This window comes from Microcystis wesenbergii NRERC-220, assembly GCF_032027425.1.
GTDB classification, from domain to species: Bacteria; Cyanobacteriota; Cyanobacteriia; order Cyanobacteriales; family Microcystaceae; genus Microcystis; species Microcystis wesenbergii_A.
In genome coordinates, this window is sequence record NZ_JAVSJA010000001.1 from 3,022,082 (window position 1) to 3,039,302 (window position 17,221).

Here is a 17,221-nt window from a genome sequence, read left to right on the forward strand (position 1 = left end):
TTATTGTTGGTTTGATTGTTTATTAATCGTTAAATAAAATAGGTTTTCTAATTGTTCAGCTATATTCGACCAATCGTATAACCTGGCTCTAGCAAGAGCATTCTCACTCATTTTTTTGGTTAGTTCATTATCAGTTAATAAATTTTCAATAGCATTAGCTAAAGACACAGATTCTGCTTTTGCAGATAACCCTTCTATTTGATCACGAACTAGAAAAGACACGGCACTTTCCGAGGATTGACAGTAAACAACTGGTAATCCTAAGGCCATAGATTCTAAAGGAAATAAACCGAATCCTTCCCTTGAGGAAGGTTGCACAGCAATTTTAGCTTTGGACACCTCTCTCCATACATCTTCAATTGTTGGCAAACGACCCAAAAATTTAACTTGATTCTGGATTCCTAACTCTAGGGCTAAACTTTCCAAACGAGAACGATCTGGACCGTCACCAATAATAGTTAAAATAACCTGTTCAGGCGATAAATCAAGAAAAGAGATAGCCTCTAATAACAAATCAACTTGCTTTTCTTTCATCAATCTCCCCGCATAGACAAGAGGGGGGGCATCAGGCTGAGTTCCTCGACTAGCCAATTCAATTTGTTCTAAGTAAACACCGCAGGGAATTACTGGTATTTTGCGTTTTTGCAATTGGTTTTCTTGCACCCGCTCGGCTGTTAACTGACTGATTGCATGGGCTTTATCTCCTAATTGGGCGCTAATCCACTCAATAGTTTTGAATAAAGGGGCTTGCCATTTACCTACATAATCTCGCCAGTAATCTCCCCAGTATTCGATCCAAGTAATTACTAAAGGTTTTCTGGCTAAAAGACAGCGAATAGCTAAAGGAAATAAATGAATATAAGGAATACTTGCTGTTTCTATGATGTCGTAGTCTTTCAGCCTTAAGCTTAGGGTAGCAAGGGCAAATTTAATTGATGTCAGGACGTTTCTTTTGCCCGACTGGTTATAAAGGGATGTTTGGAAAGGGAGAGGAATAACTCGGACATTGGGAAAGGGAAAATTGGTTTTCTCACACCAACCCGCCAAGGTAATTTTGTGACCTTTTTCTGCTAGAGCTTTAGCAACACAGTAATTGCGATGTTCTACACCACCTAAAGATTTTGGATAGATACAATCATACAAAATTAAAATTTTCAATTGCTTATTTTTCATAGGCTTTAACCTTTAAAACTCCATTTCTTATGTAAGATGAAATTATAGAAAATCCCTAGTATTGTCGTTAAAACACTAGCAATTAGATACCAAACCTGAAAATACTTGACTAAAATATAGATAATCATCAAATTGATCAATAGACTGCTTAACATCACTAGATAATACTTATGTATTTCACCAACTATACTCTTAGGACTTTTAAAGGTGTATTTCTTGTTGAGCCAATAACCTAACAAATTGCCCAATAACCAAACTATACAAAAGGATACTAAATAATAAATACCTAAGATGCTGGTGAGAAGATATAGTCCAACATAGTTGAAAACAGTACATACTAAACCCACACTAAAAAACTTGGAAAACTGTTTTTCATAAACAATAACCATTATTGACTTCAACTTTCTCATAACTCAGATTAACTAAACTATTTTAATTCTCAGGCTTTTGGGCAATAGCGACTAATTCATCTCCCAAATTTGTCAGACTTAATATTGCGTTAGCAATTTTCATGATTATCAAAAAAACTGAAGAATCAGTCAAACTGGCTTTATTTACTTTAGCTGGAGATTTTTCTTTTTTCTGTTTGGGTAAAATTTCCGACAAAATAGTTATCCATTCCAGTAGGTAAATAGAAAAAGACGAGAGTTTATAAACTCTAAATCCTGTCAATTCTAGAATAGATTTCATCCCTCTTGCCGAAAAAAACAAAATATGTTCAGGTGGGTTGACTGTTAGGGCATTAACTCCCAGATAACGCAAAGATAATCCATGTCGATTAACAGTTCCAATTAACAAAATACCACCCGGTTTAAGCAGTCTATAAACTTCTTGGAGAATTGATTCTACATCATTGAGGTGTTCTACTATATCCCAAAGCACAATTCCAGAATAATAATGACTTGGTAAATCGGCTTTCAGTAGTGTGGAGGTATAAATCTTGGCATCAGACAAACTTCTCGCTCGTTCAGCTATTTCTGGAACTAACTCAATGCCTTCTAATCTCTGCCAACCTTTTCTACGAGCAAATTGCAGAAATTGACCCGTTCCACAGCCCACATCTAAAAGAACTCCTTTTCCAGCTAGTTTCTCAATTAAATTGAGGGCTTCTTGCCAAACTCCCCAGACATGGCGATGAGATTCTGCTGTCTCATTCCAACAGACTTGAGAAAGTTTCTGCACATCGGGCGATGTGTAAAATGCTTCCAGTTCCGATGAAGAGGGAATTGGATAAACAAATAAGGAGCTGCAGGATTGACATTCTAAAAAAGAGTAATTAAATTTACCAAAAGCTGGCTTGATGCTTGAGTTACGACAAAGGGGACAATGAATAGATTCGTTGAGTTTATTGTTCATCTTAGATATTTTAAAAGCTCATATAGGGAGTCAAATTCTTGAGAACTAAAAGGTTTGGGCGATACAAATTAGCAATTAATCAATGGGAAAAATATTGTCGATTACAAACTCAATATTATTAATGGGTTGTTTCATCTTCGTTTCAGTCCCAAAACACTTAAAAAGAAACTGGAAAAAACCACCTGTACTCCCAACCCTAGAGCGGTTACGGAAGGAATGACAATCCGCATGGTCACGGCTGGATCTAAAGCCCCATAAAGTTGTGCATTCCAAGTATATAAAGCATACACCGAACCGCCTATACCTACTAAAAATAAAATTACGCCAATGATCAATCCCACCTCCAGATTAATATAACGTAAAAATCGTCTTAATTTTCGGTCTTCTGGTAATAAACCTTCGCTGATAGCAAAAGCTTTTGTAAAGATGGCAAAACTGACGATTTGAAAGCCAATAATCAAAGCTGTGGCTGAATAGAGAAGGGTATGAACTCTGGGTTGGGTCATAAACCAAATGGTCGCCACAAATCCCAGAAACATTAAAGCCAGTCCGGGGTAGAGAAACAACCAGCGAGGACTATACATTAAGAGAAATCGGAGATGTCGCCAGCCATCGCGCCAAGTTTTTAGGTGGGGGGGACGACTACGACCGTCAGGGGATAAAGTGGTTGGTACTTCGGTAATTTTCAGACCGTAGAGGGATGCTTTCACCACCATCTCGCTGGCGAATTCCATGCCAGTGGTGCGTAGGTTCAATTGTTCGATCGCCTGTTTACTAAACCCGCGCAATCCACAGTGAAAATCACCACAGGGGCTGCCAAAAAATAACCGTCCTAACCAAGTCAAGACAGGATTGCCCAGATACTTATGCAATACCGGCATCGCCCCTGGTTTAATTCCCCCCTGAAAACGATTGCCCATCACCAAATCGTAACCCTGTCGCAATTTTTCTAGGAAAGGGGAGAGATTGGTAAAGTCATAGCTATCATCGGCATCCCCCATGATAATGTATTGACCTTTGGCGGCGGCGATACCTCCCCGCAGGGCGCTACCATAACCCCTTTCCGGGATAGGAACCACCCGCGCCCCTGAATTAGTGGCAATTTCTTGGGAACCATCGCTACTGCCATTATCGGCGATTAGCACCTCTCCCGCAATTTTGTGTCGTTCCAGATAATCTCGTGCTTTGCCGATACAGGTGGCCAGGGTTTCCGCCTCGTTGAGACAGGGCATGATGATCGATAATTCTAGAGTAGGTATCTGCTCCTTAGAGGCAGCATCTGCCATGACCTGATTTTCCAGCATAACAATGGCGGTGGATTCGTTTTGCTCAAGAGTATAACAGGATTATTGAAATTTGTGACAACAGATTTTTGATTGCTCAATAGTGCTGCCTTAATTGATTGGCTTGTCTTTGTCCCCAATAACCTATAATGATTGGGCTGATGAACTACGCTAATCCGCTTCGCGCTCGATTAGCGTTTCCAAGACTAATCTCACAGATTTTGCGCTTCTGACGCTTCTCGCGGTAAACTTGCCATTCGAGTCCTGACGGCTCTACTAGGTAGCGGTTCTACCATCTGCATCTAACGACGCTAGTTCCTAACGCCGTGGCTAAATATTTAGTTTTAGCCAGAAATATCTAAGGGGACAAAACCTACTGTTAGACGCTGATTCTGGTATCAGGATACTGCCGTTAGCTGTATCTATCGAGGGTGGACTATTGCCGCCCAGTTGCCCAGGTGCTTCGATGCTACGGGTAGTCGTCTCCACGGCAAAGCGGGTACTTTATGTTATGCCTCGCACTAATTAGTATAGGATAGTTTGGCAATTTTCGGGGCATCGAACCCCTCACCTCAATTGCCGCGCTTTCCTTCCCCACCCCGCGTTGCTGAGGGTGGGGACTGACGCGGATTCGTTCATTTATCCATCTGGCACAGACAAATCCTCATTGGATAAGCCCTTCCACTCAGAATATCTACCAGACTGAGCCTAAATCCGCCGTATCTTGGTTTCAGATCAATAAACCTTAGCTATATCAAGCTGAAAATCGAAATGACCTTAAAAGTTTAGTTGTAACATATAAGTTTAGAATTGACAGTGCCGATAGCAATGGATTACTGGGAAATAAATAACGTGAAGGTGCAGGGAAAAATGCCATATCGACTGCAACATACAAAAATAAGCGCAGTAAAATTATAGATAATGCAAAAGAAATAATCAATATGTATTGATTAAGAAGTTGGGAGTGAATAGGTTTAACCAAGTAATAGACAAATAATATTACAAAAGATATAATTCCAATAATATTGATGATCTGAATTAAAGGACTGATCCGGTTTAAATAGAAAATAAGGTCTTTATTTAAATCTCGTTGATTAACTAGATAAGTTCGACGATGTGCCACTCGATTAAATGTTGATCTCATTTCAGGGTTTACTCGAGGATCATCCGTATTTTGTAAGAATCTATTACTGACTCGTGGCAAGAATAAATATCCACTTATTTTAGTTAATGAATGAGGAAATTTGTTTAGCCAAAATCTTATATCTATATCATTAAAAGAGAAGTTTTTCTGGTTAATTCTTTTATCATTGAATGCCTCTTGCAGTTCAGAACTAATTTCAGTAAAAACTTGATACATACTCCTGTCTTCTGTTAAATTGCTTCTTCTAATTGCTTCTATTGTTGACCAGTGCACCCAATCAATTCCTACTTCTATATTAGTATCTTTTCCACCGAGTCTAGTAATTCTCCTAGCTAATTCTTCTTCGATTAGAGGGTTGAATTGATTCAATGTTGGACTCACTTGATAAGCCATTTTTAATTGTTTGCGATTTATACTGACAAACTCAAAATTATCTATATTTTGACCATCATCTATACTCTGAATCTGGGAAAAAGTTTCTTTGAAAGCCGATGAGTTACTAATGGATAATGCTGGTAATTCTAGAAAAAAAGCATTTAATAAAGTAAAAACTGTAGTAACTAATAAACTTATAGCAATGGGAATAATACAAATCGGTAAAGCTTCTCGAATAGCTCTTGCTATATTCATTCTATTTCTTAATACAAGAATAACGAAAACAACCAGGTAACTCAGCAAGAACACTATCTGCTCTGGACGGGTAATGAATATTATTCCTAAGCACAATCCACCAAGGACAGAAAATATTAGTTTCTTCGCTAAATTTTCTGACATAACAGTTATGATGATTAAAGCCAAAAGAATATGATATAAGCTAATGGCTATTGTTTCAGTTAAAATGGTATTGAAAAACATAAAAGTTGTTATATGAAAAGTTAAAATTGCAAAAATAACTAAGCAGATATATCGAGGTATTTTTAGTAATCTAAAACTAAAAACTAATAAAATATTAGAGATAGTGTAAAAAATCTCATGACTAATTCTTAGAGAAAAATTCAGAAAATTAGAAACCATTATAAATATCGGATATCCTGGCATATAATCGATTATTGCCTTAGCTTTATTAGTAGGAAACCAAATATTCTGATCCGCCATTAACGTATAGAGCAAGGAATCTCTTGGATGGCCAACAACTTCACTGTTTCTGATTAAAAAAAACTTGACAACGATAATTGATAAAATTCCACAAGCAAAGAATAATTTGTTTATATCTTCGCAAAATATTCTCATTAATAATTGTTTTTTTAGCATAAGATTTACCGAATTTAGATTGCTTTGCCAATAAATGGGGGTACAGGATAGTAACTACTATATCGAATAGAGATAAACTGTCCTCATACATTTAAATCCCTCATGATAATAGTCCCCTTTATAGGACAGGAACCACCCGCGCCCCTGAATTAGTGGCAATTTCTTGGGAACCATCGCTACTGCCATTATCGGCGATTAGCACCTCTCCCGCAATTTGCTGTCTTTCCAGATAATCTCGTGCTTTGCCGATACAGGTGGCCAGGGTTTCCGCCTCGTTGAGACAGGGCATGATGATCGATAATTCTAGAGTAGGTATCTGCTCATTGGCGACGGCATCTGCCCCGACCTGATTTTCCAGCATAACAATGGCGGTGGATTCGTTTTGCCCAAGAGTATAACAGGTTATGTACAGCAGTGGCCTGAATTGTTAGCAGACAAGCGGCAATCCATATCTGAAATTAGATGGCGATCGCTCTGCTGGACTCTCTGACTTTCTTGATTGGGCAATTTAACCCAAATTTTCGAGCAACTGAAATTCTGATGCTATCCTCGCCATCCCACCTGATTATTTCCTAGAAGTCATGGCCAAATCTCCTTAACCCGAACTGAAGTTACATTTACTCAAAAGCTATCTGCTTGGCACTGAATTTTTGATGCGTCCAGGACGCATCCCACGGCCAAATATTGCCGATTTCCCCCTAGGCTTTAGGTCTTAAATAAACTAGAGACTGTTGCCAAATTAAAGTGGGTTTATCGTAGTGATCAACCAGGTATAGACAGTTAACATCTTGCCAAAGGATGCGACCAACGAGCAGATCATCGGTGCTTAACTTAATTTCTACTTCCCGTTTCTCTTGAATATAGCTCTGTACTTGTTTAACACTCGGCAGACCAGGATCAAATTGAGACATAATGAGTTTATCGATGAGGTGTTCATCCTCTATTATTCCTGTTGAGCAGCTTTTATTGACCATGAAAATCCCCTTTACCAAATATCAAGGCCTGGGCAATGATTTTATTTTGATAGATAACCGTCACAGTCCCGAACCCCTGATCACAGCGGAAATGGCCGTGGCTATGTGCGATCGACATTTTGGCATCGGCGCCGATGGCGTGATTTTTGCGCTTCCCGGCCAAGCAGCAACCGACTATACCATGAGAATTTTCAACTCTGATGGTTCGGAACCGGAAATGTGTGGTAACGGTATTCGCTGTCTAGCCCAATTTATCGCCCGTTTAGAGGCTAACAACACCATTGGCCGCACCTATCGCATTCATACTCTAGCAGGAACGATCATTCCCCGTTTAGAAGCCAATGAACAGGTAACGGTTGATATGGGACCGCCGCAACTTTTAGGCAGTGAAATCCCCACCACTTTAGTCAAGGGGTCAGAAAAAGTCCTCGCGGTTCCCCTAGAGGTGGAGGGCAAAGATTGGTTAGTTACTTGCGTTAGTATGGGTAATCCCCACTGTGTCACTTTTGTGGATGATCTGGCCTCTATTCCCCTAGAAACTATCGGGCCAAAATTTGAGCATCACCCGGTTTTTCCCCAACGGACTAATGTGGAGTTTGTGGAAGTAGTCGCGCCGGATTATATGAAGATGCGTGTCTGGGAAAGAGGCGCGGGAATTACTCTCGCTTGCGGTACCGGTGCTTGTGCTGTGGTGGTGGCGGCCCTGTTGACGGGCAAATGCGATCGCCGTTGTACCGTGGAACTCCCCGGTGGTTGTCTTCAGATTCACTGGTCGGACACCGATAACCGGGTTTACATGACAGGTCCTGCTAAAGCTGTTTTTGAGGGCATTTACTTGGTCTAAACCAACCCGCTAGGACGGGGACTGAACTCCCCGAACAGTGCGACGGGATTGTTGATTCTTAGAGACTGGTAATCCAAGCAATAATTCCTTTACCGGTTAACAATTCAATGGCTAAAAGAGAGACAAAGCCAATCATGGCTAGTCTGCCATTCAATTTTTCAGCGTTTTTGGTAAAACCGAGACTGCTAGAACTATCAACGTACATTTTTGGTTCAACAGCAAAATTATTCAGTCTTCCTTGTTCTTCGGTGGTGTAGCCGCGGGCAGTCATGGGGAGGCTCCTTTTGTATGCTTATGTTAAGAAGTGTAACACATTGTTAAGTTATATTGCAAATTTTAACAAAAAATTTCTGGAGACTCAGAAAAACTCGATCGGGTGGTCACTCAACGGCAAGGCTCTAAACTGTCAGGGTAGTGCTGTAGTTCTATCTCCTCTGGGTTTATTGAGGAAATTTTGCTTTTTTCTTGACAAATTACTCGGGTTGTGGTAGTAAAGAAGTGTAAACTTGATCACCCGATCAAGGAAAAGACAAAAACTATCTTAAGGTTTGCTGAACAAATCTAAAAACCTTGTTAGATAAGGCTTTTAGACTTTTTTTCCCTCAAAAAGTGCTGACCATTGGAGTGATCGGGGGTAAAATTCCTGGACTTTTTCCCTGAAAATTAGGTAACTGACTACCTCAAAATCGGTAAAACCCTACACCCCACACCCCACACCCTGCCCCCACGAAAAACTTTTTGCCGCAAACCCTATCTTAAGGTCGCCAGAGGAGTCCCGTTAAACCGTACAGGAGTTAGCGGGGGATAAATTGCCGCCAAAAGCGAACCCGACTCTAGGGAGTCAACTGACCTTGAGCGAAGATGTGCCGAATGGGTTAAGTGTGGGGAGAATAGGGAAAAACCACTAGGAAAAACCTGAATAGAATCTTAATATATAGAGTGCCTAGTAGCCGTAACGATTGCGCTCACTGTTTTTGTAAATTCTATGGCAGAGATTAGCCCAGAGATCAACCTCATGCAGATAGCGACTATACTCAACCAATATCGATTTGAAATGAGAGGATATAAAGCGCAAGAATTAATCGAGTGCTGGTTGCCCACCTATTCGCTAAATTGGATTCGCATGGCGATTTTAGAGGCACTCTATCAGGGACGTTACAAAGTCATTTCGGTGGAGGAAATCCTCAAAATTTGGCACCGTCGCGGCCATCCTACCTTTCATTTTACGGGGGAATTCGAGCGCTTGGTTTGTAAAAACTTGCTAGATTCCCAGTTAAATGGCAAAAAAACGGTAGTTATCCCTAAACAGGAAAAGGTCAATATACTTTCTACCACCCTTGAGCAGCCTTATCCAGAGCCAGCAGCGGGAAAAACCGATAGTAATGGCACAGTAGCCACGAGTAAAGACTCTTTACTAAACTTAGAAACTTCTCTTTTTGATGATCCTCGTAAAGGGATGAGTAATGTGGAGCAATTATTGTCACAGTTAACCACGGAAACGCCCAAATTCCCTGAATTAGAATCAGTGCCTAAATCGCCTAAGGGTACTGGAACTGGGGAGAATTTTCCAGCTAATTTTAAACCGGCAATCGATGAGTTTACCCCTTTGTTAGACCCTTCGGAATTATATCCCAAATTAAAAGCTGTGGCTCGATCGCAGTATAAGTAGGGTTGGCTGAAAAAGTTTTTCCTAGGGGCAGGGTGTGGGGTGTGGGGTGTGGGGTGTGGGGTGGTGGGGTACTGACACCAATTAATTCCCCGCCCTCAAGAAAAAAAATCGCCCTGACGATTAGAATAGAGTTAACTTTCCCCCTCCAGGCTCTGCTCAATTAACTAGATTATGACATCCTCCTATTTTGGTCTAGAAACCGAAGAAAATAAACTAATTAACTCTAATAATCTCTCGTTCGCCGCTTCTCTTGGTATTCATGGCCTGCTTTTGGCGATTATCTTACCTAATTTCCTCAATAATCCAGTGCAGGAGTCAAAAAAGGATTTACGCAACGTCAATCTGATTGAATTGAACCCTCTAGAGCAGTCACGTCTTCCCAGTCTTGACTCCTCCCTGTCCAGCTTACCGGAACTGCCTAACCCCAATTTGTCTTCTTCCTCTTTGCCTCCTCTCCCCCCCATGGATGGCATCCATAACAGCACCTTACCTCCTTTACCCTCGGTTTCTTCCCTTCCCCCCTTACCTTCCTTACCTGCTTTACCTCCCCTCTCCTCTTTACCCTCCGTCAATATCTATTCTCCTCCCGTGGCATCTATTCCCTCTCTGGGTAGATTACCGATTCCTCGCAATTTTCCCACTTCTACCCCCAGTTTACCTAGTCCTCCTTCTGTTCCCACGCTGCTGGACAATAATAATCTGCCTAGGGAGACTAATAACAACCGGATACCGCCTGACTTCGATCCCTACCAAGATAATCTAACTTTAGATAGATTGCGAAAATCCCCTCTTAGTGCATCGCAACAGGCACAGGAACAATTAAACAATTCCTTGGCCCGCACGCCGGAGCCGAATGGTCAATCGCCCATTGATGAACAGCGTCGTCAACAATTAATGTGGGAAATGCAGGAACGTTTGCGCTCCCTGGAGGCGGATAAAAGTAATACCAGTAACGAGGATGCCATGAGAAATCAGGTGGATTGGCTGGCCAGAGTCCAAAAAACTAATCCTAACGCCTTAAATGAACTAAATCAGCCCAATCAGGGCAGCAGAGGCATAACTACCGTCAATTTGACCGGTAATTATCCCGCTACGGCTTGTTCCCGTCAATTAGCGGGGACGGCGGTTTATGGGGTGACGGTGGATGGTCAAGGCCGCCTCAGCAGTGAACCCCAGTTAATTAAAAGTGCTGGCTTCCCGATTTTCAATCAACAGGGGGCTAGGGAAGTGCGCTTAACTCGTTTTAATAATCCCAGTGGTGAGTCGAGAATCTATCAGGTGCGAGTCAGTTTTGCCCCTAACCCGGAAGTGTGCCGAGGTGCGATCGCTAATCCTCCAAAACCAGAGGGTAGTAACCTCAATACGCGTAACTCCCCCCCCGTAACGCCGGCAATTGAAACCCCGCTTCGTCCTAATCAACCGCCGCAACCGGCCGTTAGCCCCCAACCGGATAACGTCAAGCCGCCCGAAACCACAGGTCCAAATCCGGCCCCAACCCAGTCAGAACCGCCCAAAGAAGCGATAATCGAAGAAAAAGCCCCAGAAACTCCTCCCCAAACCCCCGCTCTCAATCAGCCGGAGGGTTCCCCCGCTAGTCCCCCCACTAGCCAAAATCCTCAACCCCTGAGCGAGGAAGCCTTGCCCCCCAGTCCGCCGGCGGAAGCTAAAACTGAACCAGAAAGTTAGGCCTTTTCAGTTATCAGTTATCAGTTATCAGTTATCAGTTATCAGTTATCAGATGTGAGTTATCAGATGTGAGTTTTAGGTTTACTGATTACTGAAAAAAACTCCCGGCTACTGACTCCTGACTCCTGACTCCTAACCCCACCAACAAACTTTTTGCCGCAAACCCTACTTAAATGATTTCCACTTCCCAGATACCCGATTCTTTTGTCTCACCTTGCCGTCGCGCCTCCGTTAGTCGTACTACCAAAGAAACCGATGTACAGGTGACGATCGATCTTGATGGTAGCGGCAATTGTCGCGCCCAGACAGGAATTCCCTTTCTTGATCATATGTTGCAGCAAATCGCCTCCCACGCTGCGATCGATCTCGATGTGCGTGCCACGGGAGATCTAGAAATTGATGACCATCACACCAATGAAGACGTGGGAATCACCCTCGGACAAGCTTTACTGCAAGCTTTGGGAGACAAAAAAGGGATCGTCCGTTTCGGGCATTTTGTCGCCCCTCTCGATGAAGCTTTAGTGCAGGTTGCCCTCGATTTTTCCGGTCGTCCCCACCTCAGTTATGGTCTAGAAATTCCCACCCAAAGAGTGGGAACCTACGATACTCAGCTAGTGCGGGAATTTTTTGTTGCTTTGGTCAATCACAGTCAAATGACCCTACATATTCGTCAATTAGACGGGATTAATTCCCATCATATTATTGAGGCTACTTTTAAAGCTTTTGCCCGGGCGATGAGTATGGCCATAGCGATCGATCCCCGTCGCGCCGGTATAATTCCCAGTTCTAAGGGAGTTTTATAGAAGCACTGCTTAACCCGAATTAACGTTAGCTTAGAAGCCCATAATTTGAGCCACTTGGGTTAATTCGGGAGCGATACCAGATTTTAGTTGATTATTGCTGTGTTTTACCGCCGAATCTGGGTCTTTTAGGCCATTTCCCGTTAAAACACACACTACGGTGGCTCCATCGGGAACCTGTTGATGCACTTTTAATAATCCTGCCACAGAAGCGGCGCTGGCTGGTTCACAGAAAACCCCCTCTTGGCCCCCTAAAATCCGATAGGCTGCCAATATTTCCTCATCGCTGACTGCGTGAAATTGCCCTTGACTAGCGTGACTAGCAGCCCAAGCTTTTTCCCAGTTAGCGGGGTTGCCGATACGGATAGCCGTGGCTAGGGTTTCGGGATGGTCAACCGGTTGTTTAGAGATAAAAGGGGCGGCCCCGGCGGCCTGAAAACCCATCATCTTCGGCAGCTGGTCACATTTACCTATCTGGTGATACTGACAGAATCCCATCCAATAGGCGCTAATATTGCCCGCATTACCCACGGGAATACATAACCAGTCGGGAGCATTACCCAAGACATCGACAATCTCGAAAGCGGCGGTTTTTTGACCCTCTAAACGGTAGGGATTGACGGAATTGACTAAAGTTACGGGATAATTTTCTGATAGTTGGCGGACAATCTTGAGGGCATCATCGAAGTTGCCATTAATAGCGATGACTTCCGCTCCGTACAATAAAGCCTGGGCTAATTTTCCTAAGGCCACATAACCGTCGGGGATAATCACAAAGGCCCGCATCCCGGCCCTTCTTGCATAGGCTGCCGCCGCCGCCGAGGTGTTCCCGGTACTGGCACAAATCACCGCTTTTGCCCCTTCTTCCTTAGCTTTCGAGATGGCCATCGTCATGCCCCGGTCTTTAAAGCTGCCGGTGGGATTTAAACCATCATATTTGACAAAAACCTTGACATCGCGCCCGATTTGTGCTGAGAGATAGGGGGCGGGGATCAGGGGTGTATTGCCTTCTAGGAGGGTAATTACAGGGGTTTTACTGCTTACGGGCAGAAATTGGCGATATTCTTCGATCAAACCGCGCCAGCCGCCGATAGACGATGATTTAGTGGGTGATTGGGGGATCGATCGAGAAATAATTGTCATAGCCTTAAGGATACAGATTTGATTAGATGGCCCAGCTTCCTATTTTATCGAATAAGCAGTCCAAAAAATTAATCTCGATCGCCCGATTGGGATTCATGGGGGTTAAAACAGGGATGCCGGGAGATAAAAGGCAATAAAAGCCAATAAATGACTTTTTTGGTCAAAAAATAGTTATTTTATTGCTAAAACTCTGATTTTTTGCCCTTTTTGTCTTTCAGAAGTTGATTTAACTTAGTGTCAGCAGAAGTCCCTCGCTTTTAGCGATGGGATGAATGCTGACCAGCATATAGACAATTCTATAAAGTTGTGTTATCATAAATATAGATTCTTGATAACAGCTATGTACAAAGCATATAAATTCACAATAAAACCCAATACCGAGCAAGAAATAGCCTTAGCTAAAGGCTTCGGCTGTTGTCGCTGGTTTTGGAACTATTCCTTGAATTTATGCCAAGAAACCTATAAAACCACAGGAAAAGGGCTAACACGAAACTATATTCAGGGACTATTGCCTAGTCTCAAAAAAGAATATGAGTGGTTGACAGATGCTTATTCTCAGTGCTTACAGGTTGTTGCTTTGAACTTATCGCAAGCTTATCAAAATTTCTTTGAAAAACGGGCTAGATTACCAAGATTCAAGTCCAAACATGGTAGGCAATCAATTAGCTATCCAGCTAATGTCAAGTTTGAAGGTGACTACCTCAAATTACCGGGTAAAGTTGGATTAGTTTATTGTGTGCGTCATCGGGAATTTGAAGGAACAATTAAAACCGTTACTATCTCAAAAACTCCAGACGGTAAATACTACGCTTCTATTTTAGTTGATGACGAATTGGAGTTGCCTGAGACATCAAAGGATGGCAAAGGCATAGGAATTGATTTAGGACTTACTCATTTTGCCATTACCAGCAATGGTAGTAAGTATGAGAATCCTAGACATTTAGCTAAACATCAACGTAATTTAAAGCGTAAACAACAAAAGTTATCCCGTAAAAAGAAGGGAAGTAACAACCGTCAAAAAGCTAGACGTAAAGTAGCTAAAGTTCACTCTAAAATCTCAAGATGTCGTGAGGATTTTCTCCACAAGCTATCCCGTAAGATAGTTAACGAAAACCAAGTTATTGCGGTAGAAAATCTCAATGTTAAAGGCATGGTACGCAATCATAATTTAGCTAAGGCTATTAGTGATTGTGGTTGGGGAATGTTTTGTACAATGCTTAAATACAAGGCAGAATGGGAAGGAAAAACTTATATCGAAGTTGATAGGTTTTTCCCTAGTTCTAAAACTTGTAATGTCTGTCTAAATCAAGTAGCGAGTTTACCACTTGATGTTAGAACATGGACTTGTGAGCATTGCAAAACAACCCATGATCGTGATATAAATGCGGCGATAAACATCAAAAATGAAGCCTTACGGATACTTGTACTGAGCAAAGCCGAAGTATTGTCGTTAGGAACTAGCGATACTGCCTATAGAGGGGATGTAAGACCAAAAGTTGGGCGTAAGTCCGTCTTGAGGCAATCCCCCGTGAAATAGGAAGCTCTCAACTCTGTTGAGAGTAGTTCACTTAGCTGGTTATATTTAAATTGAAGATGGCTCCCCCTTTAATCCCTAGGGTTGATTCATAGTAGGGTTGATTCATGAATCAACCCTACCCTGTCAGCCTTGATAAGGGGGGTTTGATCCCCCCTGCCCCCCTTGATAAGGGGGGTTTGATCCCCCCTGCCCCCCTTGATAAGGGGGGTGTCTGACAGTTAACACCTACCTACTTAATAAACCATCACCGGGTAAATAGCCAGAGATAAAAATTATGAAGGAAAGCACCGTCCCCACCATTAATCTCGCCCCTAAACTCAGACGCGATTTATCTTTACGGAATCCCTTTGATTATCTTTTGCTGTTGTACTGGGTGTTTTATTTTCCCCAAGCAGTGCGCTGGTATGTGGAAACGAGAGACGGCGGCGATAACCATCCCGTACAATTGCGTCTAGGGATTCAGGGTCTTCTCTTAACTGTAATTACCCCTCTGATTATCTGTAGCATAGCGGCAAATTTAGGACTTTCTGTTGATTGGGGTGGCGTGGTGTGGGGCGTGGTGTGGGGCGTGGCGTTGGGCGTGGTGTGGGGCGTGGTGTGGGGCGTGGTGTGGGGCGTGGTGTGGGGCGTGGTGTGGGGCGTGGCGTTGGGCGTGGTGTGGGGCGTGGCGTTGGGGGGGGTGTTGGGCGTGGTGTTGGGCGGGGTGTGGGGCGTGGTGTTGATCGTGGTGTGGGGCGGGGTGTTGGGGGGGGTGTGGGGCGTGGTGTTGGGGGGGGTGTTGATCGTGGTGTTGATCGTGGTGTGGGGCGGGGTGTTGGGGGGGGTGTGGGGCGTGGTGTTGGGGGGGGTGTTGATCGTGGTGTTGGGCGGGGTGTGGGGCGGGGTGTGGGGCGGGGTGTGGGGCGGGGTGTGGGGCGGGGTGTGGGGCGGGGTGTGGGGGGTGATGTCGGGGGTGATGTCGGGGGTGATGTCGGGGGTGATGTGGGGCGTGATGTGGGGCGTGATGTCGGGCGTGGTGTTGGGCGTGATGTCGGGCGGGGTGCGGTCCGTGGTGTTGGGCGTGGTGTCGGGCGTGGTGTGGGGCGGGGTGTCGGGCGGGGTGTTGGGCGTGGTGTTTATATTCGCCTTTTTCCGTCTTGATAATTGGCTAATCGGGCTTTTGGCGGGCCCTCAAGGGCGACTTTTTCCCCGTATTACCCTTCTACCGCTGCCGGGGTTAACCTCGACTCTACAACAATGGTTACAGCAAGACTGGGAAACAGCTATTAATAACCTCAATCAATACCTTCGGTACAGCCGCCAGTTTATTCCTGTCCTTGCCGCCGTTAATCGCGTTTTACCGCAATTCCCAGAGGCAGAAATTATCTATCGCGTCTCCCGTCTGGCAGAAAATCCCTCCGATTGGCAATTGTTAAAATATGCGTCCGCGTCGGCGAAACTGTTTTCTCTTGCTGACAGCCAAATCCGTCTAGATACTCCTGCTCGCGCCGCCGCCGCCGGTTTTTGGTATCTTCACCAACAGGACACCGAAAAAGCCGAAAAAGCCTTTGCTGTGGTACGTTCCCTCGCCTACGGGGAAGAAATGTATAGCCTAGCCCAAACTTTACACCGATTTAGTCGGGCAGCAACTTTCGATAGTATCGCTTCCCTGGAGGTTGCCCCCATTGCCGCAGAACCGTCATTACGTCCGCAAACTTGGCAAGCTATCAGCAGTTTAAATCGAGTTATCACAGAAATAGCTTTAGCACAGAGAAGTAGAGATCGGATTATCGGGGAATTAAGCGATATAATCGACCGACAGGCTGCCAATTTACCCCAAGCAGAAAAAGAATTAATCCTTTCTATCGCCCAAAAATGGAAAACTTGCTGTTCTTCTAGGTTGTAAGCTAAGACGCATTTAAACCGCTTATTCTTAGATTAGCCGAATCTCCCCCCCCCTGCCCCTAGGGTTGATTCATAGTAGGGTTGATTCATAGTAGGGTTGATTCATGAATCAACCCTACCTTGAGGGGGTTTGATCCCCCCTGTCAGCCTTGATAAGGGGGGTGTCTGACAGTTTTTAACACCTACCGACAATCAACCCTACCTTGAGGGGGTTTGATCCCCCCTGTCAGCCTTGATAAGGGGGGTGTCTGACAGTTTTTAACACCTACCGACAATCAACCCTACCTTGAGGGGGTTTGATCCCCCCTGTCAGCCTTGATAAGGGGGGTGTCTGACAGTTTTTAACACCTAGCTACTTAGTGCCAGATTAATTTCTTAGCTAGGATAGGCAAGAGGCAGCTGGAAAAAATTCTCCTGTCTCCTGTCACGGCTGCTGGCAGTAAGTAATTTTGCTGGCATCTGATATTCAAACTCAAG

14 protein-coding genes and 1 pseudogene are annotated in these 17,221 nt (G+C 43.8%); 6 read left to right on the forward strand and 9 right to left on the reverse strand.

Annotated features, from left to right (window positions below; translation table 11 throughout):
• The 7 genes and pseudogenes from RAM70_RS14995 to RAM70_RS15020 form a co-directional block, all read right to left on the reverse strand.
• Complete coding sequence (locus RAM70_RS14995; protein ID WP_312674400.1) at window positions 1–1,173, reverse strand: glycosyltransferase family 4 protein; 1,173 nt, start codon at window positions 1,171–1,173, stop codon at window positions 1–3.
• Between the two features lie 5 nt (window positions 1,174–1,178).
• Window positions 1,179–1,583, reverse strand: a complete 405-nt coding sequence (locus RAM70_RS22995; RefSeq protein WP_044034741.1) for a GtrA family protein — start codon at window positions 1,581–1,583, stop codon at window positions 1,179–1,181.
• Window positions 1,584–1,605: 22 nt separating this feature from the next.
• A complete protein-coding gene (locus RAM70_RS15000; protein WP_149976011.1) occupies window positions 1,606–2,529 on the reverse strand; it encodes a class I SAM-dependent methyltransferase in 924 nt (307 codons plus the stop codon).
• Between the two features lie 131 nt (window positions 2,530–2,660).
• Window positions 2,661–3,833, reverse strand: a complete 1,173-nt coding sequence (locus tag RAM70_RS15005) for a glycosyltransferase family 2 protein (RefSeq protein ID WP_312674405.1) — start codon at window positions 3,831–3,833, stop codon at window positions 2,661–2,663.
• Window positions 3,834–4,566: 733 nt separating this feature from the next.
• The gene (locus RAM70_RS15010) at window positions 4,567–6,207 is read right to left on the reverse strand and encodes a hypothetical protein (RefSeq protein WP_312674407.1); all 1,641 of its coding nucleotides are present in this window, start codon (window positions 6,205–6,207) and stop codon (window positions 4,567–4,569) included.
• A 124-nt stretch (window positions 6,208–6,331) separates the two neighbouring features.
• A pseudogene (locus tag RAM70_RS15015) lies at window positions 6,332–6,568 on the reverse strand (glycosyltransferase); the annotation flags it as partial.
• Between the two features lie 337 nt (window positions 6,569–6,905).
• Window positions 6,906–7,118 carry an Hfq-related RNA-binding protein gene (locus tag RAM70_RS15020; RefSeq protein WP_045357091.1) on the reverse strand — a complete coding sequence of 71 codons (213 nt, stop codon included), beginning with the start codon at window positions 7,116–7,118 and terminating at the stop codon, window positions 6,906–6,908.
• Window positions 7,119–7,179: 61 nt separating this feature from the next.
• Between RAM70_RS15020 and dapF the strand changes: the two genes are divergently transcribed.
• Window positions 7,180–8,025, forward strand: a complete 846-nt coding sequence (gene dapF, locus RAM70_RS15025) for a diaminopimelate epimerase (RefSeq protein ID WP_312674408.1) — start codon at window positions 7,180–7,182, stop codon at window positions 8,023–8,025.
• A 58-nt stretch (window positions 8,026–8,083) separates the two neighbouring features.
• On the opposite strand, the gene RAM70_RS15030 is transcribed toward dapF, so the two are convergent.
• On the reverse strand, window positions 8,084–8,296 hold the full coding sequence (locus RAM70_RS15030; RefSeq protein WP_002756687.1) for a CAB/ELIP/HLIP family chlorophyll-binding protein: 213 nt from the start codon (window positions 8,294–8,296) through the stop codon (window positions 8,084–8,086).
• A 714-nt stretch (window positions 8,297–9,010) separates the two neighbouring features.
• Between RAM70_RS15030 and RAM70_RS15035 the strand changes: the two genes are divergently transcribed.
• The 3 genes from RAM70_RS15035 to hisB all read left to right on the forward strand — a co-directional run bounded on the left by RAM70_RS15035 (window position 9,011) and on the right by hisB (window position 12,183).
• Complete coding sequence (locus RAM70_RS15035) at window positions 9,011–9,694, forward strand: hypothetical protein (RefSeq protein ID WP_312674411.1); 684 nt, start codon at window positions 9,011–9,013, stop codon at window positions 9,692–9,694.
• A 171-nt stretch (window positions 9,695–9,865) separates the two neighbouring features.
• Entirely contained in the window at window positions 9,866–11,380 is a 1,515-nt protein-coding gene (locus tag RAM70_RS15040) for an energy transducer TonB (protein ID WP_045357082.1), read from the forward strand.
• 173 nt (window positions 11,381–11,553) lie between these two features.
• Window positions 11,554–12,183: an imidazoleglycerol-phosphate dehydratase HisB gene (gene hisB, locus RAM70_RS15045; protein ID WP_002782099.1), complete on the forward strand. Its 630-nt coding sequence runs from the start codon at window positions 11,554–11,556 to the stop codon at window positions 12,181–12,183.
• Window positions 12,184–12,213: 30 nt separating this feature from the next.
• Here hisB and thrC read toward each other — a convergent pair whose 3' ends face one another.
• A complete protein-coding gene (gene thrC / locus RAM70_RS15050; RefSeq protein WP_061430419.1) occupies window positions 12,214–13,323 on the reverse strand; it encodes a threonine synthase in 1,110 nt (369 codons plus the stop codon).
• Between the two features lie 340 nt (window positions 13,324–13,663).
• On the opposite strand from thrC, the gene tnpB reads away from it, so the two are divergent.
• Window positions 13,664–14,860, forward strand: coding sequence for an IS200/IS605 family element RNA-guided endonuclease TnpB (gene tnpB / locus RAM70_RS15055; protein WP_045357087.1), 1,197 nt, complete (start codon window positions 13,664–13,666; stop codon window positions 14,858–14,860).
• A 274-nt stretch (window positions 14,861–15,134) separates the two neighbouring features.
• The gene (locus RAM70_RS15060; protein WP_312674416.1) at window positions 15,135–16,745 is read left to right on the forward strand and encodes a hypothetical protein; all 1,611 of its coding nucleotides are present in this window, start codon (window positions 15,135–15,137) and stop codon (window positions 16,743–16,745) included.
• The last annotated feature ends 476 nt before the right edge of the window (window positions 16,746–17,221 follow it).